Annotated in this window: 20 protein-coding genes; 12 read left to right on the top strand and 8 right to left on the bottom strand. The window is 67.1% G+C overall.

Translation table 11 applies throughout. The features are described from left to right. The first annotated feature begins 173 nt into the window (after positions 1-173). Positions 174-1,124: a polyphosphate kinase 2 gene (gene ppk2, locus LGM42_RS03040; protein ID WP_059582228.1), complete on the top strand. Its 951-nt coding sequence runs from the start codon at positions 174-176 to the stop codon at positions 1,122-1,124. A 55-nt stretch (positions 1,125-1,179) separates the two neighbouring features. Here the strand turns inward: ppk2 and LGM42_RS03035 are convergent, their stop codons facing one another. The 3 genes from LGM42_RS03035 to LGM42_RS03025 form a co-directional block, all read right to left on the bottom strand. Beyond that, positions 1,180-1,467, bottom strand: a complete 288-nt coding sequence (locus LGM42_RS03035) for an H-NS family nucleoid-associated regulatory protein (RefSeq protein ID WP_060311073.1) — start codon at positions 1,465-1,467, stop codon at positions 1,180-1,182. A 175-nt stretch (positions 1,468-1,642) separates the two neighbouring features. Continuing rightward, entirely contained in the window at positions 1,643-2,230 is a 588-nt protein-coding gene (locus tag LGM42_RS03030) for an IMPACT family protein (RefSeq protein WP_059582223.1), read from the bottom strand. Between the two features lie 158 nt (positions 2,231-2,388). Then, positions 2,389-3,246 carry a LysR family transcriptional regulator gene (locus LGM42_RS03025; protein WP_059583057.1) on the bottom strand — a complete coding sequence of 286 codons (858 nt, stop codon included), beginning with the start codon at positions 3,244-3,246 and terminating at the stop codon, positions 2,389-2,391. A gap of 130 nt (positions 3,247-3,376) precedes the next feature. Here LGM42_RS03025 and LGM42_RS03020 point away from each other — a divergent pair, with 130 nt between their 5' ends. Further along, on the top strand, positions 3,377-3,955 hold the full coding sequence (locus tag LGM42_RS03020; protein WP_179231772.1) for a DUF4865 family protein: 579 nt from the start codon (positions 3,377-3,379) through the stop codon (positions 3,953-3,955). Then, positions 3,955-4,077, top strand: coding sequence for a hypothetical protein (locus LGM42_RS32995; RefSeq protein ID WP_264168066.1), 123 nt, complete (start codon positions 3,955-3,957; stop codon positions 4,075-4,077). The genes LGM42_RS03020 and LGM42_RS32995 overlap by 1 nt, the downstream gene beginning before the upstream one ends. Before the next feature lie 81 nt (positions 4,078-4,158). Here LGM42_RS32995 and LGM42_RS03015 read toward each other — a convergent pair whose 3' ends face one another. Continuing rightward, on the bottom strand, positions 4,159-6,360 hold the full coding sequence (locus LGM42_RS03015) for a glycoside hydrolase family 3 C-terminal domain-containing protein (RefSeq protein ID WP_226231532.1): 2,202 nt from the start codon (positions 6,358-6,360) through the stop codon (positions 4,159-4,161). 500 nt (positions 6,361-6,860) lie between these two features. Next, positions 6,861-8,120 (bottom strand): oligosaccharide flippase family protein, encoded by a 1,260-nt coding sequence (locus LGM42_RS03010; protein ID WP_059574652.1) that lies wholly within the window; start codon positions 8,118-8,120, stop codon positions 6,861-6,863. A gap of 557 nt (positions 8,121-8,677) precedes the next feature. Here LGM42_RS03010 and LGM42_RS03005 point away from each other — a divergent pair. Continuing rightward, complete coding sequence (locus tag LGM42_RS03005) at positions 8,678-10,531, top strand: serine aminopeptidase domain-containing protein (RefSeq protein WP_226231531.1); 1,854 nt, start codon at positions 8,678-8,680, stop codon at positions 10,529-10,531. A 155-nt stretch (positions 10,532-10,686) separates the two neighbouring features. Here the strand turns inward: LGM42_RS03005 and LGM42_RS03000 are convergent, their stop codons facing one another. Beyond that, a complete protein-coding gene (locus LGM42_RS03000) occupies positions 10,687-11,139 on the bottom strand; it encodes a hypothetical protein (protein WP_226231530.1) in 453 nt (150 codons plus the stop codon). 77 nt (positions 11,140-11,216) lie between these two features. Here LGM42_RS03000 and LGM42_RS02995 point away from each other — a divergent pair, with 77 nt between their 5' ends. The 8 genes from LGM42_RS02995 to LGM42_RS02960 all read left to right on the top strand — a co-directional run bounded on the left by LGM42_RS02995 (position 11,217) and on the right by LGM42_RS02960 (position 22,571). Next, positions 11,217-12,443: a polysaccharide biosynthesis/export family protein gene (locus LGM42_RS02995; protein WP_226231529.1), complete on the top strand. Its 1,227-nt coding sequence runs from the start codon at positions 11,217-11,219 to the stop codon at positions 12,441-12,443. A 59-nt stretch (positions 12,444-12,502) separates the two neighbouring features. Next, positions 12,503-14,776 carry a polysaccharide biosynthesis tyrosine autokinase gene (locus LGM42_RS02990; RefSeq protein WP_226231528.1) on the top strand — a complete coding sequence of 758 codons (2,274 nt, stop codon included), beginning with the start codon at positions 12,503-12,505 and terminating at the stop codon, positions 14,774-14,776. Continuing rightward, complete coding sequence (locus tag LGM42_RS02985) at positions 14,773-16,218, top strand: oligosaccharide repeat unit polymerase (RefSeq protein WP_226231527.1); 1,446 nt, start codon at positions 14,773-14,775, stop codon at positions 16,216-16,218. Before LGM42_RS02990 ends, LGM42_RS02985 begins: the two co-directional genes overlap by 4 nt. 77 nt (positions 16,219-16,295) lie before the next feature. Continuing rightward, complete coding sequence (locus LGM42_RS02980; protein ID WP_124658162.1) at positions 16,296-17,342, top strand: glycosyltransferase family 2 protein; 1,047 nt, start codon at positions 16,296-16,298, stop codon at positions 17,340-17,342. 316 nt (positions 17,343-17,658) lie between these two features. Beyond that, the gene (locus LGM42_RS02975) at positions 17,659-18,807 is read left to right on the top strand and encodes a glycosyltransferase (protein ID WP_226231526.1); all 1,149 of its coding nucleotides are present in this window, start codon (positions 17,659-17,661) and stop codon (positions 18,805-18,807) included. A gap of 21 nt (positions 18,808-18,828) precedes the next feature. Then, positions 18,829-19,911 carry a glycosyltransferase family 4 protein gene (locus LGM42_RS02970; protein WP_104012810.1) on the top strand — a complete coding sequence of 361 codons (1,083 nt, stop codon included), beginning with the start codon at positions 18,829-18,831 and terminating at the stop codon, positions 19,909-19,911. 130 nt (positions 19,912-20,041) lie between these two features. Then, a complete protein-coding gene (locus LGM42_RS02965; protein WP_226231525.1) occupies positions 20,042-21,094 on the top strand; it encodes an acyltransferase family protein in 1,053 nt (350 codons plus the stop codon). A 190-nt stretch (positions 21,095-21,284) separates the two neighbouring features. Further along, complete coding sequence (locus LGM42_RS02960) at positions 21,285-22,571, top strand: nitrous oxide reductase family maturation protein NosD (protein WP_226231524.1); 1,287 nt, start codon at positions 21,285-21,287, stop codon at positions 22,569-22,571. A gap of 107 nt (positions 22,572-22,678) precedes the next feature. Here LGM42_RS02960 and LGM42_RS02955 read toward each other — a convergent pair whose 3' ends face one another. Next, complete coding sequence (locus tag LGM42_RS02955) at positions 22,679-24,256, bottom strand: mannose-1-phosphate guanylyltransferase/mannose-6-phosphate isomerase (RefSeq protein ID WP_226231523.1); 1,578 nt, start codon at positions 24,254-24,256, stop codon at positions 22,679-22,681. Continuing rightward, the gene (locus LGM42_RS02950) at positions 24,253-24,831 is read right to left on the bottom strand and encodes a hypothetical protein (RefSeq protein ID WP_060311721.1); all 579 of its coding nucleotides are present in this window, start codon (positions 24,829-24,831) and stop codon (positions 24,253-24,255) included. Before LGM42_RS02950 ends, LGM42_RS02955 begins: the two co-directional genes overlap by 4 nt. Positions 24,832-25,748 lie beyond the last annotated feature (917 nt).

Below are 25,748 nucleotides of genomic sequence, written 5' to 3'. Positions count from 1 at the left end.
AAAGCGGCCGCGTACGCCGTCCGGCAGCCAGTGTTTCGACCCGGCTGCCGATTTTTTTGGCCGGTCGTTCGGATGAAGCCCGCGATCCGCGGTTGCCCCCATTTTCATGAATTTGACGCGCGACGCTGGGATAATGGCCGAGTTTGGCTGCGTCAACGATGGAAGGAGGCCCCATGGGCGACAAGGATACCCGCGAGACCGAGGACAACCGCGCCGATACGAACTCGATGGAAGCGCGCCAGCGCCGTTTCGAAGAGGATCTCGTCGACGCGTACGACGAAGAGCTCGAGATGGAGCTCGACGATCGCCGCTTCGACAACGGTGAAGACCTGTTGTTCTCGCCCGAGCGTCGCGAAGCGCGCAAGGAATATTTCCGCGAGCTGTTCCGCTTGCAAGGCGAGCTCGTGAAACTGCAGGACTGGGTCGTGGAAACCGGGCACCGGCTCGTCGTGATTTTCGAGGGGCGTGACGCGGCCGGCAAGGGCGGTGCGATCAAGCGCATCACGCAGCGCCTGAACCCGCGCGTGTGCCGCGTCGCCGCGCTGCCGGCGCCGAACAACCGCGAGCGCACGCAATGGTACTTCCAGCGCTATGTCGCGCATCTGCCGGCAGGCGGCGAGATCGTGCTGTTCGACCGCAGCTGGTACAACCGCGCGGGCGTCGAGCGCGTGATGAATTTCTGCACCGACGACGAGTACGAGGAATTTTTCCGGTCGGTGCCGGAGTTCGAGAAGATGCTAGTGCGCAGCGGGATCCAGATCGTCAAGTACTGGTTCTCGATCACCGATCGCGAGCAGGAGATGCGCTTCCAGAGCCGGATCGAGGATCCGCTGAAGCAGTGGAAGCTGAGCCCGATGGATCTCGAAAGCCGCCGCCGCTGGGAGGCTTATACGGCCGCGAAGGAAGAGATGCTGCAGCGCACGCATATTCCGGAGGCGCCGTGGTGGGTCGTGCAGGCCGTCGACAAGAAGCGCGCGCGGCTGAATTGCATTCACCATCTGCTCGGCCAGGTGCCGTATCACGAGGTGCCGCGCCCGACGATCGATCTGCCGCAGCGCGAGCATCACGAGGATTACATCCGCCGGCCGGTGCCGGACCACATGATCGTGCCGGACGTCTATTGAGCGGTTCGGGGCGGCTGGATCGGCCACGGACGCGCGCCGTGCCGCGCGGCGCGCGTTACTCCCGGATCAGGAACGCGGCGCGGTCGCGGCCGGCGATCCAGGCGGGCGTGCGACCGCGTCCGCTCCAGGTGGCGCCCGTCGCCGGATCGCGATATTTCGCGCCGATGGTGAACAGCTTCGCGCGACCGCTGTAACCCTGCCCGAAGATTTCCCGCGCGGTCAGCGCATGATCCGTCACGATCTGGCGTACCTGCATCAGTGCCGCTTGGCGTTCGCGGCGGCGCGCGGCCCGGATGCGCCGATCCAGTTCTGCGAGCTGGGCCTGCAGTTTTTGCAGTTGCATGCGTCCGATATCCCCGTAGCTGAATTCTGATGATTGGCAGAGGTGCGATGTGCCGCATGTCTGCACGCCCGACCAGACGTTGGCAGAACGCATGGCGGGCAACACTGGAAGATTAAGTTTCAGCGCGCGGGTTTTCTATCGGACGCATCCGATTTTTCACGGGAATCTGTCCGCCTTACAGTGCGGGGAAGCCCGAGCGTCCTTGCGTCAGGTCGAACAGTTCGGATTTTGCTGCCGCCTCGGCCGTTTCCGGCAGCTTGATCACGAGCTTCACCGTCATCCCGTAAGCGCTGTCCACCAGATCGTAGCCGGCCTGTTCGATCCAGCGGCGCACGCGCGCCTCTTCCGGGTAGCCGATCTCGATCGCGAGCCGCGTGTGGCGAATGCGCTCGACGCGTTCGGCATCGAGCAGCGCCGATGCGATCGCATCGGTGTACGCACGCACCAGCCCGCCCGCGCCGAGTTTCACGCCGCCGTAGTAACGCACGACCGCGCCGAGCACGCCGTCGAGATCGTGATGGCGCAGCACTTCGAGGATCGGCCGGCCCGCCGTGCCGGACGGCTCGCCGTCGTCCGACATGCCCGACTGGCCGCCCGCCAGCAGCGCCCAGCACACATGGGTGGCCGCCGGATGCTCGTCGCGCAGGCGTTGCAGTACCTGCATCGCGGCATCGCGGTCGTCGACGGGAACCGCGTACGCGATGAAACGGCTCTTGCGGATCTCGAGTTCGCGGACGTAAGAGGTGGCGAGCGAGTAACTCATGCGTCGCGACGCGGAAAGTGTAGGGAAATCAAGGCGATGATGGCTGGTCGATGCGTTTGGCGTTGGCCTGCGGACGGACGGATATCGTCTGCATGAGCGGAGGGCGAAGACGGAATTTTACCGCGGCGCGCGCCGAAGCATTTCGGTGACGCGCGGCATCAACGTACGCCGATCGACGAGCGCAGCGCCGCGGCCAGCGTGCGCAGCGCCTGCCGGGCACGCGCATCGGTCAGGCTCGAGTAGAGCACCACGTCGCGCGTCGGCAACGGCGGGAGCCCGTAGCGCATCCCCACGTCGACGGTGCCGGCGGGCGCGACGCGATGCCCGAGCGCCGCGACGGCCAGGCCCGCGGACACCGCCGCGCCGATCGTCGCCACGCCGCCGCCGACAAAGACTTCCGTCCACGCGACGCCGGCTTCGTCCAGTGCGCCGACCGCCATGCGGCGCACGCTGCACGGTTCGGCCTGCGTGGCGAGCCGCAGCGGTTGCGGCGGATGGTACTCGAAATCGGCCGCCGCCATCCAGCCGAACGACTCCGACAGGATTGTTTCGCCGTCGAGCCGCCGGCTGTCGTGCTGCAATGCGACGGCCGCATCGAGCTGGCCGCGATCGAACGCATCGAGCACGTCGCGCGACGTGGCGACGCGAATCTCCAGCACGAGCGCCGGCTCCGCTTCGCTCATCCGCCGCAGCAGCATCGGGAGATCGGCGCCGACGACATGGTGACTGACGCCGATCACGAGCCGTCGCTGGCTCGTGCCGAACGCGCTGATCGCACCATGGTGAGCGGCCACCAGTTCGCGCGCCGGTTCCAGGAACGCGGTGCCGTCGGCCGACAGGCGAACCTGCCGCGGCGTGCGTTCCAGCAGGCGGCGGCCCAGCCCGTCTTCCAGCCGCTTGATCTTCAGGCTCACCGCCGACTGCGTCGTGTCCAGCGCTTGCGCGGCCCGCGTGAAGCTCCTGAGGTCGGCGGTCAGCACGAATGCCTGCACGGCTTCGATGTCGAGCGTTTTCATCGCACCCTTCTTCATTTCAGAATCGAATCATTGAAATATTCTGCCATCTACTTTTTAAATGATTCAAGGTCTTTTACGCTGGCTCCACGTCGTCCGGAATACCGTCCGTTTCTTTCGCCAGGAGTCGATCATGCTGACCGCGTACTACGTGCACCGCCTGCCGGCGGATTACGACCTCGACATCATCCGCCATCGCGTGCGCGAGCGCGGCCGGCTGTGGGACGACACGCCGGACCTGTTGTTCAAGGGCTTCCTGCTGCGCGAGGCCGGCCGCCACGGCGCGACGGAAAACGGCTACGCATCGTTTTATCTGTGGCGCAACGAACAGGCGTTCGCGCGGTTCGTGACGGACGGCCGCTATCGGGTCGTGACGGACAGCTTCGGCCGCGCGCCGATCGATACGCGGGTTGCGCTCGATGCACGCAAGGGCAGTGCGTCGGCGGGACGTTTCGCGCGTCTCGAAACCATCGAGATTCCGGCGGACGCCGATCTCGATGCGGCATTGGCGCGGGAGATCGCACGCAATCGCGAAGCGGCGGCTCGGCAGGGTGTGGTCGCGGCGGCCGTCAGTCTCGATCCGCTGTGCTGGCGGCTCACGCGTGCGCTCGTGACGGAACATGAGCCGGACGACGGCGGCGCGGGCACGGTGTACCAGGTCCTGCATCTGGCGACGCCGTTGCTCGACACGCTGGAAGCGGGCGGCGCGTGATGGCCGGCATCGCGTCGCGATTGCCGACCGGCGTGGTGATTGCCGCGCATCTGGCGGGTGTGGTGGCGGGCATCGCCGCGATTGCGGCGCTTGCGACGATGCTGGCGCTGCTGTTCAGATAACGCGCTTCAACGCAGTGGTGGTTCACGAGGGGCGCCGCGCTTGCGATGCACGGCGCCCCCGGTCGCTTCATCGCCGCTCGCTCAGTGGCCCTGCAAGCGGATATCGCGCGACGACGCGCCGACATACACGGTCCCGCCCGAGACGACCTTCCAGCCGTTGCGCGACGTATCCCATACGCTCTGCATCCGCGGCGACACGATCACGCGTACACGCCGCGCCTCGCCCGGATTCAGTCGGATCTTCTCCCAGCCGACCAGCCGCTTCGGCGGCTCGTCCTTGTACGGCACGCCGAGATAGACCTGTGGTGTTTCCGCGCCGGCGACGCGCCCGTCGTTGCGCACGGTGAATGCGACGCTCAGCGAGCCGTCCCATTGCTTCGACACCGACAGGCCCGAATACGTGAAGTGCGTATACGACAGGCCGTAGCCGAACTCGAACATCGGCTTGATGTTGCGCGCGTCATACCAGCGGTAGCCCATGTTCAGCTTTTCCGCGTACACCGGGTCGGTGTCGAACGCGCCGTTTTGCCCCCACGTCGGCGAATCCTGATCGCGCGCCGGGAACGTCACGGGCAGCTTGCCGGACGGATTGACCGCACCGAACAGCACGTTCGCGATCGCCTTGCCGCCGGCTTCGCCCGGATACCACGCCTCGACGATGGCCGACACGTTGTCCTTCCACGGCATCAGCACCGGGTTGCCGCTCTGGACGACGACGATCGTATGCGGATTCGCGCGCGCGACGGCTTCGACGAGCGCATCCTGGTTCGACGGGTTCGCGAGGCTCAGGCTCTGCAGATCGCCGAAATCCTCGCCGGCCGGCTGCGCGACCACGACGATCGCGACGTCCGAGCGGCCCGCGAGCGCCGCGGCCTGGTCGATTTCCTGCTGCGTGTACGCGCGGAACGGCGACTGCTGGTCGCTGTTGCCCGCATACGTGACCTGTGCGGCCGGCGCCAGCGCGCGAATCGCCGCGACGATCGGCACGTCGACCTTGAGCCACGGATTGCGCCACCAGCTGCACCCGGTCGACGACCCGAACGTCAGGCCGCCGCAACCGGCGAACGAACCCGATACCGGATCGCGCGTGTTACCCGAGCCGCCGCCGGACAGCACGGCCGAATCCGCATGGCCGCCGATCACGGCGATACGCGACAGCGCCGACGCGACGAGCGGCAACTGGTTTCCGTCGTTCTTCAGCAGAACGATCGATTGCTCGGCGGCCGCCTGCGCGAACCGGTTCCCGGCCGCGAAATCGATCGTGCCGCCGCCCTGGGCCGGATCGTCCATCACGCCGACGCGGATCATCACGGCGAGCTTGCGGCGCACCATGTCGTCGAGGCGCGCGGTCGACACCGAGCCGTTCGCGATCGCCTGCTTGACGGCCGCCGGCGTCAGGTACACGCTCGGCCCGACGTCTTCTTCCTCGTCGAGCCCGGCATTGATCGCGGCGGCGGTGCTGTGCGTGGCGCCCCAGTCGGACTGCACCTGGCCCTGGAAGCCCCATTCGTTCTTCAGCACGTCGTTCAGCAGGTGGGGGTTCTCGCACGCATAGGTGCCGTTCAGGCGGTTGTAGCTGCACATCACGCTGCCGGGACGGCCGCGCTTCGCGGCGATCTCGAACGGCAGCAGGTACAGCTCGCGCAGCGTGCGTTCGTCGATCTGCGTATTGCCGCCCATCCGGCCGTGCTCCTGCTCGTTGCCCGCGTAGTGCTTGATCGTGGCGATGACTTTCTGCCGCTGCGTGGCGAGCGTGCGTTCGGCGAGCAGGTCGCCGGCGAGCAGCGGATCCTCGCCGAGATACTCGAACAGGCGGCCGCCGCGCGGCTCGCGCGCGAGGTTGGTGCCGCCGGCCAGGCCCATGCCGAATCCTTGCGCACGCAACTGGATCGCGACCTGCTTGCCGTAGTCGTACGACAGCCGTCGATCCCAGCTCGCGGCGACCGCGATCGTGGCCGGGAACGTCGTGCTGGCCTGCGACGTGCTGCCGGAGCCGGTCGCCGAATCGACCATGTTGAGATCGGGAATGCCGAGCCGCGGCACGCCCTGGATGTAGCCGGCGCCGCCGCCCGGCACCTTGGACATTTCGTATTGCGAATGAATGAACTGGAGTTTTTCGTCGAGCGTCATCTTGCGCACGAGCAGGTCGGCGCGCCGTTGCGCGGCGGCTGACGCGAACGTGTCGGTCGCGTCAGCCTGCGCATTGAAATCGGCGTCGCCGGCGTAGGCGGTGGTGCAGAGGGTCGCTGCCAGCACGACGGCCGGCCAGAGTGTGTCCCGCATGTTGCTCTCCTGATCGTATTGCCGGTTGTTGGAATGATGTCTGGAGCTGCGTACGTCCGGCGGATTCGCACCGGACGCATTCGGCTGGCGATGCAGGGTGGTTGCGCGTCGGCATGCCAGCCAGGCGGGGAATCGTTACGGCCGGTTGGGCCCCGATCGAACCAGACGGACGGCGACGCGGACCGCCCGGCACTGTCGAATCGGATGTAGCGGTTCTCTGCTGCGGCTAATGGTATGAATGTAGTTTGACTACAGCATCGGTGTTTCTACCGATACGTGTGATCTTTATTTCGTAGGGGCGCGCGGCGGGGTGGAAAGGCGGTCATCGTTCCCGATCGGACATGCACGGCGGAGTAAGAAGTACCTGCGCGCGAGCGTTCCGACGGGCGGGAGGTCGGGAAGCGTGTGCCCGCGCGATACGGTTGGTTGCGCAAGCATCGAATGGAACGTCGGCGGATGCCGGCCGCGTCGGGGCGGAGCCGGGCAGCACCGACGGCGTGCTAGCCGCGTCGCGCGACCGGACTGCCGGGCATCGGAATTCCGGCGCGATAGACGACGGTCGCGAGTGCCGCGGCCACCGCGGCCTCGGCCGTCAGCACGGCGACGGCAGCGCCCAGCTCGGCGAAGTACTTTGCGAGCACGGGTACCAGCACGATGTTCAGAATACCCGATGACATCAGGATTCGCGTGAATGCCGACTTCATCCCGAGCGGCAGCATCGTCTGCACGCCGAACAGGTCCGTCATGCCGGCCATGAACGGAATGAAGGCCATCCAGCGCAGCACCTGGACCGTCGGTTCGTACGAAGGCCCATAAAGGATGCGCACGGCGAGCGGCGCACCGAAGAAGATCGCGAGCGAGATGCCGAGCACCATCGCGACCTGCACGACGAACAGCTTGCGCAGGAACGAGAACGCGTCGTTGCGCGCGTGCCGCATCAGGTAGCTGATGCGCGGATAGGTGGCGGCCTTCAGCGGCTGCAGCATGCTGAGCGCCGCGCGGATCAGCTTGTCGCCTGCGGCGAAGTAGCCGGCCGCGACGTTGCCCGAGACGAAGCCGAGCAGCACGGTGTTGGTCGACGCGTAGAAGGCGATCGACGTCGACGCGAGAAACACCTGCCAGCCGCCTTTCAGCGATTCGGCGATGTCGGCCGCGCCGACGCGCACGAAGTCGATTTCGCGGTTGAAATACAGATAGGCCGCCAGCGCGATCGCGGACAGCGTCGGCACCGCCGCGTTGACGATCATCGCACGGTCGATGTCCGCCGGGCTGTGCACGAGCGCGAACATGGCCGGCAGGCTCAGGATGCGCCCGATGAACAGGATCACGCTGAGCGCGCGCAGCTTTTCCATTCCCTGGAAATACCAGCCCGGCGTGAACGCCACGCCGGCGACCATCCCGAAGCCGATCAGCAACAGATCGCGGTCTTCGCCGAAGCGGCCGACCAGCATGATCAGCCCGACCAGCACGATGAAACAGATCACCGCGATGCCGATCTGCGCGTACAGCGTCGCCCAGAAGATGCGCGAGCGTTCGGCGCGGTTGTCGCGCGCGAGCGCGATGCGTGGCGTGGCGGTCAGGTCGAAGCTGTAGCTCGTGCAGTTGGTGAGATACGCAATGACGGCGAGCGAGAACGCGAGCTGCCCGTAGCCTTCGGGCCCGAGTGCGTGCGTCAGCAGCGGTGCGATCAGGAGCGGCACCGCGTACATCGAAATCTGCAACGTCAGCAGCAGCAGGAAATTCTTCTTGAGGTTTGACATTCGCTCGGTCGGCGCCGTGGGTGTCGCAGGGCGGCGGCATGGGGCCGCGGTGCGCGCGTGCATCCGGTCGGCGCTGACCCGGTTGCATGGGTGGGTGGCGCGTCCGGCGTCGCCCGGTATGGCCACATCGTATGGCGGCCATGATACGGGCCGCACGGGACGGCTCTGTTCGCGAGCCTACCGTTCGCGGATTCCGTTCGTGCGCGCGGCATGCATCCCGACACCGCGCGCCGTTGCCCGTCGTCGTACCGCGATAGCGATGAAGCTATTTGTAAGCTGGCGCACCGAAGGACGCTCGAACCGGGTGCTTTAATCGAGTGCACTGTTTTGGTTCACGGTGCGAGCCGTCCGATGGCGCCTCGGGCACGCAACGTCACCTCCCGCGGGCATGGGGAGCAGGGCAACACATGGAACCGGGCGGGAGCCGCGCAGGGGCGCGGCCGGGCCGCTGCCGCGCATTCGTCGAGCAGTCGCACGATCGTGGAATCGCTCGTTCCGGTGGAGCCGCCGGAACGCGTGTCCGCGTCCGATAAAAATACCGATCCGAGGAGTACCGATTGAAGCCCATTACGTTCGGCAGCTGCGTGGGGTGGCTGCACGAAGGACAGACGACACAAGGGGTGATCCTGTGCGAATCGTTGGGACACGAGGCATCGTGGACGCACAAGCTCATGCGGGCGATCGCCGAGCGCCTTGCCCGCCACGGCGTCACGGTGTTGCGATTCAACTATCCGTGCACCGGCGATTCCGCGGGCGACGATCGTGACGCCGATCGGCACGCCGCCACCCTCGGCAGCATTCACGATGCGATCGATCTGCTGCGCGACCAGGTCGGTGTCGCGTCGCTGACGCTCGTCGGCATCCGCGCGGGTGCGCTGTTCGCGATGCTGGCCGCCGCAGGCGACGGGCAGCACCCGTCGCCGCGCGTCGACGCCTTGGTGGCGCTCGCGCCGGTCGTGCGCGGGCGCGCTTATCTTCGCGAGCTGTCGTTCGTGCATCGCCAGTGGCTCGACGTCACGTCGCCTGCGATTCGCGCCGCACATCGCGACGAGCCGTGCATGAACGTGCTCGGGCACCGCTTTCCCGACGATTTCGTCGCTGCATTGAAGGCGGTCGATCTGTGCGACGTCGTGCGCGACGCACCGACGCTGCCTCGCGCGGTGCTGCTGATTCAGCCCGATCAGGACGAGCCCGCGTTGCGCGATGCGCTGCTTGCGCGGGGCGTGAACGTGGCGGCCGAACCGTTCCGCGAATGGCCCACGACGATGCTGGACGGTACACGCTCGCGCCTGCCGCGCGCGGCCATCGATACGCTCGCGAGCTGGATCGTCGAACGCGCGCCGCACACGGCCGCCGGCGTCGACCCGACGTGGCGGCCGGATCCGCCATGGAACGGCGAATCGGCCGCGGCGCTCGACATGATCGACATGACCGAGCAGGTCGTCGCGGTCGGGCCGGACCGGTTGGTCGGCGTGCTGTGCCGTCCCGCCGATACGGGGCCGGCGCATCCCGTCGCGCCGGCGCTCGTGATCGCGAACACGTCGACGAATCCGCGAAGTGGCGAAGGACGCTTCAGCGTGCGCCTCGCGCGGACGCTCGCGCGCGCCGGCGTCACGACGCTTCGCCTCGACGTGAACGGCGTCGGCGACAGCGGGGCCGCCGCGCCCGACGACCAGTCTCCCGTCGTGTATTCGGCGCGGTCAAGTGACGACGTGGCGGCCGCCGCCGACTGGCTGCGTGCGCTCGGTCATCCGGACGTGGTCGCGGCCGGCATCTGTTCCGGCGCCTATGCGGCATTGCATGCGGCCGTGAAGACGCCGTCGCTCGGCGGCGTGATCGCGATCAACCTGGCGCGCTTCGTGTGGCCGACCGGCCTCTCGCTGGACGCGGTGCAGAAGCAGCGGAACAACTCGGTGCGCGGCTACTGGCTGTCGGTACGCGACTGGCAGAAGTGGAAACGCCTCGTGCGAGAACGGCGCGATTTACGGCCGATCGTGCGGGCCGTCGCCGCCAATGCGATCGCGCGGGTCAGCGTACCGGTGAAGGAGGCGGCCGCGCGCGTCGGCTGGAAGCCGCGCGTGGGCACACCACGCGGCGTGATGCACGTGCTTGCGCAACGCGATGTCCGGACGACGCTCGTCTATGGCGCGCTCGATCCCGGCATCGACGATGTCCGCCGCCATTTCGGCGCGATCGAGCATGCGTTCAGGTGCTCGCGTCACGTACGGCTGCACCTCGAGCCGCAGGTCGATCACGCGGTATACGGCGCGGTCGGCACGGATATCGTGATCGAGCGGTGCTTGCAGGCGCTCGGTCGCGACTTGACGAGGCCGGTCGTGCACGCCGCCGATCCTGTCGCGCTCGAAGCGGCGGGCGGATCGTACGCAAACGTGTCGGTCGGCAGGCCGTGATGCGCGTCGTGCCGCATGCGTCGGCGCCGCGGGGCGCGATCCCGGCATCGTATGAAGATCGACGTTCGGTGGGGTCGCTCACAGACGCGCGGCTCGCCGTAGTGTCCAATCCCTTATCGATGCATGCACGGTTGTGCCCCGACCAGCCGGATGTGTCAGTTCCGATCGCCCGGCTCCGCATAGGGTGATTTCGCGTAGGGCGATGCGTACAACGTGTCGCTGCGCCATACGTCGTCGGTGGGCGCATTGGCCACCTGCGGGCGATGCGGTCTCGCCGGCACGAGCGGCCGGCGCAACGTGATGCGGGCCCGCGTGTCGGGCTGGGCGGCGGTGCTCGCGGCTGAACGAGCGAGCGCGGGCGCCACGGCCGCGGATGCGGTCGCGGCCGCGCCGACGGCTTGCGCCGAGCGTTGTGGCGGCACGGGCGCAACGAGTGTCGACGATGCGAGGAGCGGTGTGTCGGCCGGTGTGCCGGACAGCGTTTGCGCACCGGCGGCACAGACGAAGCCGGCCGACGCGATGTAGAGGAACGGCGCAAGCGACGAAGAGAAGTTCATGACGAATCGCAGGGAGTGACGTGCGGTGAAGAGGGTGGTGCGGCACTGCAATGCAAGCCGCGCTGGGCAAGCGTAATGCCGGAATTCGCCGCGTTCGGCGGGTTACCGCACAGTTTTGGAAGGACACCATGTCAATCACCACGCAACCGGAATCGACGCGCGGCACGCGGCGGCCATGCGGGGCCGGCGCCGGCCGTGCGCCGTGGCTGTCGCGCATGGCGATCGTGGCGGCCGCGTGCGCGCTGAGCGCATGTGCGCTGTCGCCCGGCATGACTTACCGCGCGCCGGCGGAGCGCGACGCGAATGCGCGCGTGAGCGCCGACGCATCGGGCTCGGGCGGCCTCGACGGCGTGCAGAACGTGTCGAGCGAGGATCTGATCGAGATCACGCCGGCATTCGTCGCACAGCACCATGCGGGGCGGCCGGCCAACGTCGACGCGGAGATCCGTCAGTTGTTCGGCAAGCCGACGCCGTACACGATCGGCCCCGGCGACGTGCTGAGCATCATCGTCTGGGATCACCCCGAATTGAACCTGCCGACGACGCAGACGGTCGGCGGCGGCGACGGCGTCGGCGCCAGCTCGGTCGCGACGGGCTACACGGTCGACGCGGCCGGCAACGTCCAGTTCGCGTATGCGGGCCTCGTGCACGTGGCAGGACTGACCGAGGCACAGGCGCGCGCGCTGCTGATGAAGCGGCTCGGCGAATACGTGCGCAAGCCGCAGCTCGCGCTGCGCGTGCAGAGCTACCGCAGCAAGCGCGTCTATCTCGACGGCGAAGTGCGCACGCCGGGTTTGCAGATCGTCAACGACATGCCGATGACGCTGCCCGAGGCGATCGACCGCGCGGGTGGCTTCACGCCGACGGCGGATCGCTCGCAGGTGTCGGTGACGCGCGGCGACACGACCGTGAACGTGAGCCTGCCCGCACTGATCGCGGCGGGCGTGAATCCGTCGAACATCCTGCTGCGCGACGGCGATCTCGTACGCGTGCGCGCGGCGAGCGACGCGAAGGTATTCGTGCTCGGCGAAGTATCGCGGCCCGCGACGCTGACGTTGACCGACGGCCGGATGAGCCTCGGCGAAGCGCTCGGCGACACGGGCGGCGTGAGCCAGTACACGTCGGACGCGCGCCAGGTGTTCGTCGTGCGCCGCGGCCCCGACAATCGTCCGCGGGTGTACCACCTCGACGGCAGCTCGCCCGCGTCGTTCGCGCTCGCCGACCAGTTTCCGCTCGAGCGGCGCGACGTCGTGTTCGTCGATGCGTCGTCGCTGGTGCGCTGGAGCCGCGTCGTGAACCTGCTGATTCCGTCGTCCGCGCAAGGTGCGCTGACGGCGAAAGCCATTTCGCCGTGATGCCCGAGGCGGATTTCGTGACCGCGACCGTGCGTCGCGCCATACGGGACTGATGCTGCATGAACACTTCGACCTTGCCTGAGCCGCCCAGCGGGCGCATTCCGCGGCCGTCCTATCCGGTGCGCCGCTACTGGAGCATGCTGTATGGCGGCCGGCGCCTGATCGCGTGCACGGCGCTCGTCGGCGCGCTCGCGGGCGGCCTGTATGCGCTGTTCGCGGCCCCCGTCTACCGCTCCGACATCCTGTTCCAGGTCGAGCAAAGCCAGACCGATTCGAAGCAGACGTCGCCGCCCGGCGATCCGTCGTCGGTGTTCGATCTGAAGACCGATGCATCGACCGAGATCGAGGTGCTCAAATCCCGTGCGGTGCTCGATCGCGCGATCGAGAGCACGAACCTCGCCCTCGACGCACGGCCGCATTACCTGCCGCTGATCGGCTGGCGGCTCGTGAACGCGGCCGACGGGCTGTCGTCGCCGTTGCCGGGCGGCTACGTGTATGGCACCGAGCGCATCGACGTGCCGACCTTCGACGTGCCGAAGCGGCTGCTCGGCAAGCGCTTCGCGCTGACCGTCGGCGACGACGGCGCCTACACGCTGCAGCGCACGGGCTTCTTCGGTCGGAAAGGGCCGGTATGGCGGGGCCGCATCGGCCAGCCGCTGCACATCGAGACGCCGCAGGGGCCGATCGACGTGTTCGTGCGCGACGTGGCCGGCCAGCCCGGCGCACGCTTCGATCTGACGCGCTACAGCGACGAGGAGGCGACGGCGTGGCTGCAGAAGAACGCGCTGATCTCGGAGCGCGGCAAGCAGTCGAACATGATCGGCGTGACGCTCGACGGCATCGATCCCGTGCATGACAGCCGTGTGCTGAACGCGATCGGAGATGCGTACCTCGCGCAGAACACGCAACGCAAATCCGAGGCGGCCGACAAGCTGATCCGTTACATGGACGGCCAGTTGCCGCAACTGAAGGCGCAACTGGAAGCGGCGGAGAACCGCTTCAACGCATTCCGTGCATCGCACGGGACGGTCAATACGAGCGACGAGGCACTGGCGTTGCGTCAACAGTCGGTCGACATCGAGACGCGTGTGCAGACGCTGCAGCAGCGTCGCGAGGAACTGCTCACGCGCTTCATGCCGAAGCATCCGGCCATCGTGGCCGTCGATGCGCAGCTCGCCGATGCGCAGCGCTCGCTCGACACGGCCCGCAAGCAGATCCAGCAACTGCCGACCGTCGAGCAGGGCGTGCTGCAACTGCAGCGCGACGTGGCCGTCGACACCGCGCTGTACACGAACCTGCTCAATACACGCCAGCAGATGGTCCTCGCGCGCGCCAGCAAGACGGGCACCGTGCGGATCGTCGATACGGCGAAGGTCGCCGAGCAGCCGATCGGGCCGCATCGCGGGGTCGCGGTGGTCGGCTTGCTGATGGTCGGCCTGCTGGCGGGCGCGGCGATCGTGATCGCCCGGCAACGCGTCGTCGGCACGATCGGCGACGCGGAGGAAATCGAATGGGCGACCGGGCTGCCCGTGTTCGCGACGGTCCCGCACAGCGCCGTCGCGGCGGCCGCTGAACCGAGGTCGAAGGGCGGCCGGCGCGGCCCGCGCATGTCGACGGCGCCGATCGACGTGCAGGACGCCGCGCTCGAAAGCCTGCGCAGTTTCCGCGCGTCGCTGCAATTGTCGATGCCGGCCGCATCGAATCCGGTCGTGCTGATCTCCGGGCCGACGACGGGCGTCGGCAAGTCGTTCGTCGCCGCGAACATCGCATCGCTCGTCGGCGCCGCGAAACGGCGCGTCCTGCTGATCGATGCCGATCTGCGCAAGGGTTCGCTGCACGACCGGTTCCGCTATAGCCGCGCGCCGGGGCTGGCGGACGTGGTGGCGGGCACTCACACGCTCGACGAGGCAATCAGGCGCGGCGTCGCACCGGGCCTCGATTTCATCGCGATGGGCCATGTCGTTCCCGATCCGGGCGAACTGCTGCTGCAACCCGCGCTCGCCGAACTGATCGCGCAGGCCGCGTCCCGCTACGACATGGTCGTGCTCGACGGCCCGCCGTTGCTGCCGGTGGCCGACGCGCTGGTGCTCGGCCGCCTCGCGGGTACCGTGTTCCTCGTCGCGCGTAGCGGCGTGACGACGTTGACGGAGCTCGACGAAAGCGCGCGGCGGCTCGAGCACGCGCATATCGATGTGCGCGGCGTGATCCTGAACGACTACAAGGGCGCGCCGGGACGGTACGACTACGGCTATACGGGCGCGAACACGCATCAGGCCGAGGCAGGGTTGACGGGGATGATCGCACCGCGGCAACGGGCGGAACGCGCGTCATGAATCGGAGAGCAGGCGGTGCCGGGCCGCGACCGGGCGCGGCGACGGCGCGCAGGATGGCACGCGTGCGCGGTGTCGCGGGCGGTTATGCAGGCTACTGGTGGGAGGATCCGGCACGGCTCGTGCCGATGTTCATCCTGCCGTTGTATGGATTGCTGTCGCTCAGCCTGCTGGGCGACCAGAAGTCGATCGCACGAATCTATTTCGACGGTTACTACGCATTTGCCGGCGCGTTGTTCCTGATGGTGGTGGCGGCGACGGCGTGGCTCGCGACGACCGAAGCGCGGACGCGGCGCGGGCCGGCTGAAACGCCCGTCGAGGTGCCGCCGCGCGTGCTCGATTGCCTGTTCGCGCTCGCGCTGTTCGGCAATCTCGTGATGATGAGCGGGATCATCGCGCGGCCGGCGCTGCTGATCGAATTCCTGCATGGCCAGGCTACCGCGTACGACATGCTCCAGCAGATCGGCCGCGTCACCGGGTTGAGTTCGTTCACGCAGGCGACGTCGCCGTTCGTCGCACTCTATTTCTACGTGTTCCGAACGCCGGTGAAAGGCCTGAACCGCTACAAGATCTACATCGCCGTGCTCGCGGTGCTGACGGTGCTGCGCAGCTTCCTCTTCGCGGAGCGCCTGGCGTTGATCGAGATGGTGATGCCGCTCGCGCTGATGGTCGTGCGGTTCCGGCTGCACGGCCGGTATGCGCGGCTGCTCACGCTTGGGCCGTACGCGGCGATCCCGCTGTTGTTCGCGCTGTTTATCGCGAACGAGTACAACCGGTCGTGGGAAGCCTATTACGTCAACATCTACGACAACATCTTCGACTTCGCGCTCGAACGGCTCGGCCTGTACTATTCGACGTCGTTGAACAACGGCGCCGGGATGCTTGCCGTGCTCGGCTGGGGGCAGGGCCATCCGATGTTCACGTTCGACTGGTTGATGCGCTTTCCGGTGATCGGCGAGACGTTCCGGCCGTGGATCGATTCGAGCGACAGCTTCAACCTGTTTCTGAACAGCTACGCAGACCCGGAATTCAACAATCCGTCCGGTATCTTCGTCCACTTCTACGAGTGGGGCTGGTTCGGGCTGCTCGACGCGGCCGTGCTCGGCTGGATGGTCGGCCGCAGCTATGCGGGCTGGCGCAGCGGCAACGGGTTCTGGTGCTGCGCGCACGCGGTGCTCTACGTGTCGTTGATGGAGATCATGCGTACGCCGAATCTGTTCAGCGGACGCAATTTCCTGCCGATCGTGCTGCCGATCATCGTGTTCCATTGGTTCGGGAACCGGCCGGCGAGCGTTGCGCCTTCCGCCACGCGTGCGGTATCCGGACCCGGGACGCGCGCCGCCGACACCAACGAGCGGGACGGCGGCGCGACGGCATGGCCACTCGCACCCGCACCGCATCGACGACGCACTATTCCACGCGCGACGCGAAATCCGGAACGGTAGGCTCGCGAACTGTGCGCGGCCGCGCGATCCGTATCATGACCAGGATTGTCCGCGCGCTGCTCGTCCGACTTCCGCACATGACCGACCTGACCATCGCAATTTGCAACTACAACCATGGTGCCTACCTGCGCGAAGCGATCGACTCGGCGCTCGCGCAGACCGTGCGCGACGTCCGCGTGCTGATCGTCGACGACGGGTCGACCGACGATTCGCGCGACATCATTCGCTCGTACGGCGAGCGCGTGACGGCGGTGTTCCAGGAGAATCGCGGCCAGGTAGCCGCGTACAACCGCGCGCTCGAGCATGTCGCGTCGCGCTACGTCATCCTGCTCGACGCGGACGATCTGCTCTATGCCGACGCCGCGGCACGCGTGCTCGCCGCGTTCGCATCCGGCGATTTCGTCAAGGTCCATTTCCGGCTCGACGTGATCGCGCACGATGGCGTGCGGACCGGCGCCAGTGTGCCGCAGTCCGCGGTCGATACGGATTGCGGCCGCCTGTTGCGCGCAGGCTGGCTGTATCCGTCGCCGCCTGCATCGGGCAACGCGTATCGCGTCGCCGCGCTGAAGCGCATCTTTCCGGTACCCGTCACCGCCGACAATCTGCATGGCGCCGATTTCTACGCGATCTACGGCATCGCGCTGCTCGGGGCCGTCCACATGATCGACGCGACACTCGGCGGCTATCGCGTGCACCAGCAGTCGAACGCAAGCGCAACCGACGCCCCGGCCCTTGCACTCGCCAATTCGGAAGACGCGGCCACCGGTGCGCTGAAGGCCGAACGGCGCTGGTCGATCCTGCGCACGCTCGCCGGCGCGCGGCTGCAGGAAGCGCTACCGATCGCCCCGCTCGACTTCGCGATCGAGAAGGCGCGCTTCGCGAGCACGCTGTATCGCGCGCCGTTGGCGCGGCGCTGGCGCTGGTTCCTGTGCGAATCCGGACGCTACTGGCATACCGTGCTGCGCAATCCGTTCTGGCGTCCCGCCAAGAAGGCAGCGGTCACCGTGCTGTCGCTCGCATGTTTGCTGCCGTCGTCCGCGCTGAGCAATCGCGCGATCCGCTACCTGTCCAATCCGCTTGCGCGCGTGCGCAAGCTGCCCGCCGCACGCACCGACGTGCAATGAGCACCGCGCGCTCGCGGCTGCGCCGGCCGAATCGCCTGTTCGGTTAGCCATCGCACCCAGTGCGTCCGGCATGCGCTGCACAATGGTCCGGACCGTTGAGGAACGCGTAACGACGGATATCGGTGGCCGCGTGGCGCGGCAGCGAGGCCCGCCATGACGGACGCGAAGCAATGTCCGTGACGGCCACGTGTTCATCAATGAGGAATGCGTAATACATCGGGATTCCGATGTGTATGGATCGCTCGCGACTTGACGATGCGCCGCCTCATCGGCGCGCTGGGCAACGAACAGTGCGATCGAATCGACCAATCCAGAGATGACCAAAGAAAAGATCGTTCATATTGCCGAGGCGTTTGGCGGCGGCGTGCTGTCGATGCTGACCTATCTCGCCAACCATGCCGCGGCAGCGGGCGTCGACGTGACGGTACTTCACTCGATCCGGCCGGAAACCCCGCGCGATTTCGCTACGCTGTTCCGGCCCGACGTGAAGCTCGTTTACGTCGACATGGTGCGCGAGGTCGACGTCCGGCGTGATCTGCGGAGCTTGCGCGCGCTGGTCCGGAACCTGCGTGACTGCGGGCCGACCGCGGTTCATCTGCACTCGTCGAAGGCAGGCGTGCTGGGACGCATCGCCGCCCGGATCGCCGCGCCGACCGCGACGGTGCTTTACTCGCCCCACGGTCTGTCGTTCCTGCGCTGCGACGTGTCTCGCATGAAGCAGTTCGCGTATCTGAGCTTCGAGCGCATCGCGGCGCGTATCGGCGGCACCATTGTCGCGTGCTCGGGCAGCGAGCTCGGCGAGATCAACCGCAAAGTTCGCGCGAAATCCGCGGTCATGGTGGAAAACGGGGTGAACGTGGCCGAGATTCCGCCTCGCCGAACACGCGACGATCGCAAGGTCGTCATCGGGATGAGCGGTCGCGCGTCGTTCCAGAAGAATCACGAAGCGTTCGTACGACTTGCCGACGAGCTGCGCGGCGCCGACGTCGAGTTTCTCTGGATCGGCGGCAACGTGGCGGAGATTCCCGATTCGTCGCGGCGCCAGGCCGTCGCCTGCAGCGGCTGGGTGACCCGCGAGCGTGCGCTGACGCTCACGTCGGAACTGGACATCTATGTCCAGACCTCCCGCTGGGAGGGGATGCCGGTCGCGCTGATCGAAGCGCAGGTTGCCGGGATCCCGGCCGTGGTGACGAACGTCGTCGGCAATCGCGACGTGGTGATCCACGGCGTGACCGGCTACGTCGCGTCGACCCCCGCCGAGATGGTCGGCTACCTGAGCACGCTCCGCGACGACCGTCGGCTTCGCGAGCAGATGGGCGAAGCCGCGCGAAAGCGCGCGATTCAGCGGTTTTCGATGAGCGCGATCTTCCGGCAATGGCATGCGCTTTACGGACTGGGCCCCGATGAGCCGCGCGTTGCCACGCGCGACTTCGAGCCGGTTGCAGTGGATCACGTCAAAGCCTGATTTCGATATCCCCTTAGTGACATGAGCGCTTCCAAGAAACCGAGGCAACTCGTATACAACGGCCGATTCACCACGCAGAAGACAACCGGCGTGCAACGCGTCGCACGCGAGCTGATCGCCGCGTTGATCAAGTTTCAGCCGCAGGATCCGGTAACCGTGCTGGTGCCTCCGCAGCCCGGTATCGAGGTGAGTGGAGCGAGGACGGTCAAGGTCGGCTTTTACAAGGGCGTGGTCTGGGAGCAACTGGTGCTCCCGTTGTTCGCGCGCCGCGGCCGCGTCGTCAATCTCAGCAATTCGGCATCCATTTTCATCGGCAACCAGATCATCTACATGCACGACGCGGCGGTATTCGACACGCCCGCGCATTTCTCGCGCCCGTTTCGCGTGTGGTACCGGATCATGTTCTGGATCCTGGCGCGAACCTCCGTCCGCGTGCTGACCAACTCGTATTTCTCGCGGGATCGCCTCGCGCATCACTGCGGGGTTGCCGCGGAGAAGATCAGCGTCGTGCCGCTCGGTGCGGATCATCTCGACACGCTGGAACCGGACACGAGCGTGCTCGACAAGCATGCGCTGACACCGAACCGGTTCGTGCTCGCGGTCAGCAGCATGAATCCCACCAAGAACTTCGGCCGGCTGATCGCGGCGTTCAGGCAGATCGACGATCCGTCGGTCGATCTCGTCATCGTCGGGATGCAGAACGCCACCGTGTTCGGCAAGCAGGACCCGATGGCGGCGGCCGCGGAGCCGAACATCAAGTACGTCGGCTATATCAGCGACGAACAGTTGAAGGCGCTGTATCAGAACGCGGCGTGCTTTCTTTACCCGTCGATCTACGAAGGCTTCGGCATACCGCCTCTCGAGGCGATGCGCTACGGCTGCCCGGCCGTGGTCGGCAAATCGGCAGCCCTGCCGGAAGTCTGTGCGGACGCGGCGCTGTACTGCGATCCGTATTCGCAGGACGACATCGCGCGGAAATTGCGGAGCCTGCTCGATTCCGACGAACTCAGGGCCGAGCTCAAACGCAAGGGGCGCCTGCACGCGGACAAGTATCGCTGGAGCAGAAGCGCCGAGATGATGAAGGAGATATTCGAGGGGCTGTAGAACATCCGCCGGGCGGCACGACGACCCACTGTTCCCCACCGCACTGTCCCGCGCGTCGGCCATCCATACAGTGAACGACTATCCGATATCTCGGCCGGTGCGGAACCTGACGGCCGGCCACCGCTTCATCATGACTGCACGCGAAACCCACCTCGATGTCGCCCGCGGCGCGGGAATCATTCTCGTCGTATACGGGCATGTGCTGCGCGGCGCCGTTTCCGCCGACCTCGTGCCGGCAGGCGCGGCCGACACGGCATTCGCGTGGAACGACTACGTGATCTACACGTTCCACATGCCGTTGTTCTTCTTCCTGTCCGGCCTGCACGTCTGCAGCTCGCTGCGCCGCACGCCGCACGGCTTCCTGTGGTCGAAGATCCGTACGATCGTGTATCCGTACCTGCTGTGGTCGATCGCGCAGGGCGCCGTGCAGATTGCGATGGCGTCGCACGGGACCAATCATCCGTTTACGCTGAACGACCTGCTGGCGATCGGCTGGCGACCGTTCGCCCAGTTCTGGTTCCTGTACGCGCTGATGCTCTGCATGCTGGGCATCCGGGCGTTCGCGGCGGCCGTGCCGGATGTGACGCGCGCACCCATGCCATCGCGGGCGCGCGGCTGGCTCGCCGGATGCGCGGTGCTCGGGCTGGCGCTCGGCGCGGCGACGCAGTGGGGCATCCTGTCGATCACGCTGATGAACGCACCGTTCTTCGTGGCGGGTGTGCTTGCGTCGCAGGCATTGCCCCGGTGGCTCGCGCGCCATAGCGGGCCGACCGCATGCGCCGCCACGGCAACGGCGTTCGTCGCCGCGGTCGTGTTCGCTCACGGCGTCGGCAGCGCGACGAGCATCTGGGCGCTTCCCGCCGCGTTCTCGGGCATCGCACTGGCGCTGCAACTCGCGCATCGGTATGCGTCGCAGCCCGCACGCGCGGGATGGCTGGCGGCGATCGGTTGCGCATCGATGCCGATCTACCTGACCCACATCTTCGCGATGGCGGCCGTACGGATCGTGCTGATGCGCGCCGGCATCACCGGTCTGGCAGTCCACCTCGTGCTCGGCACGCTGGCCGGTGTCGCGATCCCGATCGCCGTCTATCTGGTCGCATTGCGGACGGGGTTCGCGCATATTGCCGGCTTTCCGTCATGGCCGGGGCGCGATACGGCGGTACGAACGCGTACCGCTTGAGCTTGGGCATCATCGTCGGGCCCGGACGTTGCGCGCTTGGTCTGATGACGCACCGAAGCCGATCGGCGCCCCTGATCTAATCAACGGCGAAGCGTCGCCGCTTTCGTCGGTCTCGCGGACGGGCCATGCAGTCGGCCGTCGACATGTGCGGTTCAACGCGCGCGAAAACCTGCCAGGGAAACGATACGCCATGCATGAATTGCAACGTCTGTCGCGCGGCGTGATCGCCGCGATGTGCATCGCGGGCGGGCCGTCGTGGTCGGAACCCGCGGTATCCGCAACCGCCGCGGGCGAACCGGCCGTGATTCATGCGGCCGTACCGGACGCATACGTGCGTCCGGATCCCGCCGCGGCCGATCAGGGCGACGCGTTGCAGCGCGCGCTCGATGCGTTGCGCCCGGGGCAGCGGCTCGTATTCGCACCAGGGCGCTATGTCGTCGGCCGCTCGCTCGTCGTACGGCAGGCGCGTGTGGTGCTGTCGGGATTCGGCGCGACGCTGATCGCCACCGCGCCGAACGATCAGACGATCGAGCTGCGCGGCGACGGTACGACGCTCGTCGGGTTCCGGCTCACGGGAACCGGCACGACGCGCCTGACGACGCCGGAATCGACGAAGGTCGAGGTAACCGGGCGAGACGTGCAGGTGCTCGACAACATCGTCGACGGCGGCGCGGGTGCCGGCATCTTCGTGTTCGGCGGTGCGGATATCGCGATCGTCGGCAACGAGGTACTGTCGACGCTGGCGGACGGCATCCACATGACGCACGGCTCGCGCAACGTGCTGGTACAGGGCAACGTCGTGCGCGGCACCGGCGACGACATGATCGCCGTGGTGAGTTACCAGGCGGAGGGCGTGCTGACCCGCAACGTGATGATTACCGGCAACTCGCTGGAAGGCAACCCGTGGGGGCGTGGCATCACCGTCGTCGGCGGTGCGGACGTGACGATTTCGAACAACATCGTGCGCAACGTGCAGGTCAGCGCCGGGATTCTCGTCGCGCAGGAGGACAGCAACCGCACAGCCGGCTCGTCCGACGTCCGGATCGAGCGCAACGTGATTGCCGATATCCAGACTGCGACAGGGCGGACCGATTCGCGCCCGCTCACGCAGCAAGCGGCGATCGAGGTCAGCACGTGGTCCGGTTCCGTGTCGCGGGTGACCGTGATCGGCAATCGCGTGTCGAATGCGAGATTCGACGGCATTCGGTTGTGGGGCAACGTGTCGGACATACGGCTGGCGGACAATCGGCTGTCCGGGATCGGCGGCATGCCGGTGCGGGTCGGACCTGAACCGGAGTGCGCGGCTGGCGCGCCCGCGGACCCTTCCGCGAACGATCGGTCGAGGAGCGTTCCGTGTGCGCGCGCGCGCCAGTCCGCGCCGGGTGCGCCCGACGCGCTCGGCGCCGATACGGCGCTGCTGCCGCGCGTGCGCGAATCCGTCAGACGGCCGCGCTGGTCTCAGCGCGGCACGGATTAGGGTGAACAGACCCTGATCGAGCGGTGCGCGGCGTGCGCGCCGACGCGATTCGCACGCACTTGTCGCATGGCGTCGCGTTCCTCCGCATTCTCTTGACGCGCGTCCGGTCAGCCCGGTTCGCCGGCGGAGAGCGGTACGACCGGCGTCGGCTGCGCGGACGTCGTCCCCGAGCGCGGCGGAGCGGCGCCGACGATTGCCCGCCCGTACTGATCATCGAACCGCACGATATCGTCTTCGCCGAGATAGTCGCCCGATTGCACCTCGATGATTTCGAGCGGAATCCGGCCGGGATTCTCGAGTCGATGCACTTCACCGACGGCGATGTACGTCGATTCGTTCTCGCACAGCAGGAACGTCTCGGCGCCGCGCGTCACCTTCGCGGTGCCGCGCACGACGATCCAGTGCTCGGCGCGGTGATAGTGCATCTGCAGCGACAGCCGCCTGCCGGGTTCGACGACGATCCGCTTCACCTGGAAGCGCGCGCCGAAATCGATCGAATCGTAATGGCCCCACGGCCGCTGCACCTTGCGGTGCTCGCTCGCCTGCGGGCGCCGGTCGGTCTTCAGGCGGGCGACGACGTTTTTCACGCGCTGCACGTCGTGCTTGTTCGCCACGAGCACGGCATCGGCCGTCTCGATCACGACGACGTCCTTCATCCCGACGCACGCGATCAGGCGGCCTTCCGAGCGCACGAAGCTGTCCTGCGTGTCCTCGAACACGATCGGGCCTCGCGCGACGTTGCCGTGATCGTCCTTTGGCATGATTTCCCAGATCGCGTCCCACGTGCCGACGTCCGACCAGCCGGCCGCGAGCGGCACCACGATGCCTTCGATGCCGAGCTCGCGGTGTTCCGCGAGGCGCTCCATTACCGCATAGTCGATCGAATCCGACGGGCACGCGTCGAAGGCCGCCGCATCGATCCGGAAAAACGGATCGTCCGCGACACCCGCGCGCCACGCGCTTTCGCAAGCGGCGTGGATGTCCGGCGCGAGCGCGCCGATCGCCTTCAGCCAGACCGATGCGCGCGTGACGAAGATCCCGCTGTTCCACCAGTAATCGCCCGATTGCAGATAGCGTTCGGCGAGCATCGCATCGGGTTTTTCGACGAAACGCCCGATCGCGTAGCCGCCTTCGCTGCCATGGCGGCCCGCGCGCGGCTCGCCCACCTGGATGTAGCCGTAGCCCGTCTCGGCACGGCGCGGCAGCACGCCGAGCGTGACGATCGCGCCTTCCTGCGCATAGCGCGCCGCGCGGGCGATCGCGTCCTGGAATGCACCGACATCGACGATCACGTGGTCGGCCGGCATCACGGCGAGCACGGGATCGTCCACGAGCGCGCTCGCGTCGAGCGCGGCAAGCGTCAGCGCGGGCGCGGTGTTGCGCGCGGCCGGCTCCAGCAGGATGCGGGCGGGCGCCGACCGGCCTTGCACCTGCTCGGCGCTCATGAAGCGATGCTGTTCGCCGCATACGAGCAGCAGCGTGTCGCCGAGCGACGCGTTCGCGATGCCGTTCAGGCGGCGTGCCGTCGCCGACAGCGGCGATTCGTCCGAAACCAGCTCGATCAGCTGCTTCGGATACTGCTCGCGCGACAACGGCCACAGCCGCGTGCCGGAGCCGCCGGCGAGAATCACCGGCAGGATGCTCGGCAGATCGGGTTCGGGAACCGGGCGAAGGGTGGGGGTCATCGGTTCGCTCCGGTATCGACGGGCAGCCGGGTGCGAGCGCGGCCGTCGGCGCGCGCGTCGTCGTTGCGCGAGACGGAAACGGCCCGCGACAGCAGGTAACGCAGCGCGCCGGCCGCACGGTCGGCCGAGCGTACCAGGCCGACGAACGGCGCACCCTGTTCGAGATACGGGCCGTAGGCCTTGCGGAATCCGAACTGTTTGTAGAACGCCTGGCGCGGCGCGGGGACGTGCGTGCGCACGGCGGTGTCCGGCCATGCGGCCTGCGCGGCGGTGAGCGCGCGTCCGATCAGGCGTTCGAGCGTGTCGTCGTCCCGACAGCTTTCGCTCGTCAGCACCTTGTCGATCACGACGTCCGGATCGATGTCGTCGCCGGGCAGGATGCGCGCGTAGGCCACGACTTCCGTGGCGTCGCCGTTGCGCATGCTCGCATAGACGTGCAGCGCGCCGGCGTCCTTGCCGTCGATGTCGAGATGCGTGTGCGCGTCCTCGACCACCAGCACGGCGTTGCGCGCGCGCAGGATTGCATAGAGATCGACGGCGCTCAGATGTTCGAATTCACAACAATGCCATTCCATGATGCTGTCCTCGCGTGATGCCTTCGGCACGCCGCACCCTACGGACGCGATCGATCCGTGCGGCGCGGCGATCTTCATCATCCTGATGCGCGATGTGGCGGTCTGTTCGAAAGCGCACTCACGCTCCGGATTCGCAGGCACGGCGCGGGATACGAGGCGACGCGCGCGTCGCGGGAGCGTCGCAATGTGCGGTAGCACACACCGTCGGGGCCGGTGCTTTTTCATAATTGATTCATCGTGGCGGCCGGCAATGAAGCGCGGCCGCGCCCGGCACGGCGCATCGTCGATCGCGTGGTGCCGACCGGAGGATGCGATCTCACCGTGTCCCGTCAAAATCGCGCGCGCCCCCGCGGCGTGCACCCGTGAGTCGGCACGCTGCCGGTCGCGCGTTTGCACCGCCGTGGTGATCTTCCGGCGTGCCGGCTTCGGGTCGAGACGGGCGGGTTGGCGGTCGCGCGAGGAGGGCCATCGTGCTGCACCGCACGACGCGCGGGCCGGCCTCCTGAATCCAGGCCGCTCGGCGGGAATGCCCCGAAAACGCCTGCGCGGCGCGATGCTGGTGATTACGGCGTGTAACGACCGGGCGGCCGGCGCACCGGCGTAACGCAATGCGGTTACGCGGCGGCCGGCGCGATTATGCGGCCCGTGGAGCACTGTTCCATGTATTTTTGGGAGATTTCGGCGGAAATCGCAGGTAATCGACAGGATCAATATTGCGGAAAAGTAGTATTTGCCACTGATTGACGGCAATGGTCGTAGATAATCAAATCTCGGTGGTCAAACGCGCATGGCGCGCAACCCGGGGCAGCGTAACCGCCTGATTCAGGTTTATCTTTTGGTAACAAGGTCAACTCGAAACGGGGTGTAAATTCAGGTGCGGATGAAATGGGGCGGCCAATCCGGCGACGGTTTGGCGG

This window comes from Burkholderia sp. AU39826 (assembly GCF_020419965.1).
Lineage (GTDB): Bacteria > Pseudomonadota > Gammaproteobacteria > Burkholderiales > Burkholderiaceae > Burkholderia > Burkholderia semiarida.
Note: the sequence above shows the minus strand (reverse complement) of the source record. Positions and strands in the feature narration are given on the sequence as shown.

Coding starts and splice junctions, on each gene's coding strand:
- ppk2 (WP_059582228.1), top strand. CDS start 174: ATGGGCGACAAGGATACCCGCGAGACCGAGGACAACCGCGCCGATACG.
- LGM42_RS03035 (WP_060311073.1), bottom strand. CDS start 1,467: ATGCAACTGCAAAAACTGCAGGCCCAGCTCGCAGAACTGGATCGGCGC.
- LGM42_RS03030 (WP_059582223.1), bottom strand. CDS start 2,230: ATGAGTTACTCGCTCGCCACCTCTTACGTCCGCGAACTCGAGATCCGC.
- LGM42_RS03025 (WP_059583057.1), bottom strand. CDS start 3,246: ATGAAAACGCTCGACATCGAAGCCGTGCAGGCATTCGTGCTGACCGCC.
- LGM42_RS03020 (WP_179231772.1), top strand. CDS start 3,377: ATGCTGACCGCGTACTACGTGCACCGCCTGCCGGCGGATTACGACCTC.
- LGM42_RS32995 (WP_264168066.1), top strand. CDS start 3,955: ATGGCCGGCATCGCGTCGCGATTGCCGACCGGCGTGGTGATTGCCGCG.
- LGM42_RS03015 (WP_226231532.1), bottom strand. CDS start 6,360: ATGCGGGACACACTCTGGCCGGCCGTCGTGCTGGCAGCGACCCTCTGC.
- LGM42_RS03010 (WP_059574652.1), bottom strand. CDS start 8,120: ATGTCAAACCTCAAGAAGAATTTCCTGCTGCTGCTGACGTTGCAGATT.
- LGM42_RS02995 (WP_226231529.1), top strand. CDS start 11,217: ATGTCAATCACCACGCAACCGGAATCGACGCGCGGCACGCGGCGGCCA.
- LGM42_RS02990 (WP_226231528.1), top strand. CDS start 12,503: ATGAACACTTCGACCTTGCCTGAGCCGCCCAGCGGGCGCATTCCGCGG.
- LGM42_RS02985 (WP_226231527.1), top strand. CDS start 14,773: ATGAATCGGAGAGCAGGCGGTGCCGGGCCGCGACCGGGCGCGGCGACG.
- LGM42_RS02980 (WP_124658162.1), top strand. CDS start 16,296: ATGACCGACCTGACCATCGCAATTTGCAACTACAACCATGGTGCCTAC.
- LGM42_RS02975 (WP_226231526.1), top strand. CDS start 17,659: ATGACCAAAGAAAAGATCGTTCATATTGCCGAGGCGTTTGGCGGCGGC.
- LGM42_RS02970 (WP_104012810.1), top strand. CDS start 18,829: ATGAGCGCTTCCAAGAAACCGAGGCAACTCGTATACAACGGCCGATTC.
- LGM42_RS02965 (WP_226231525.1), top strand. CDS start 20,042: ATGACTGCACGCGAAACCCACCTCGATGTCGCCCGCGGCGCGGGAATC.
- LGM42_RS02960 (WP_226231524.1), top strand. CDS start 21,285: ATGCATGAATTGCAACGTCTGTCGCGCGGCGTGATCGCCGCGATGTGC.
- LGM42_RS02955 (WP_226231523.1), bottom strand. CDS start 24,256: ATGACCCCCACCCTTCGCCCGGTTCCCGAACCCGATCTGCCGAGCATC.
- LGM42_RS02950 (WP_060311721.1), bottom strand. CDS start 24,831: ATGGAATGGCATTGTTGTGAATTCGAACATCTGAGCGCCGTCGATCTC.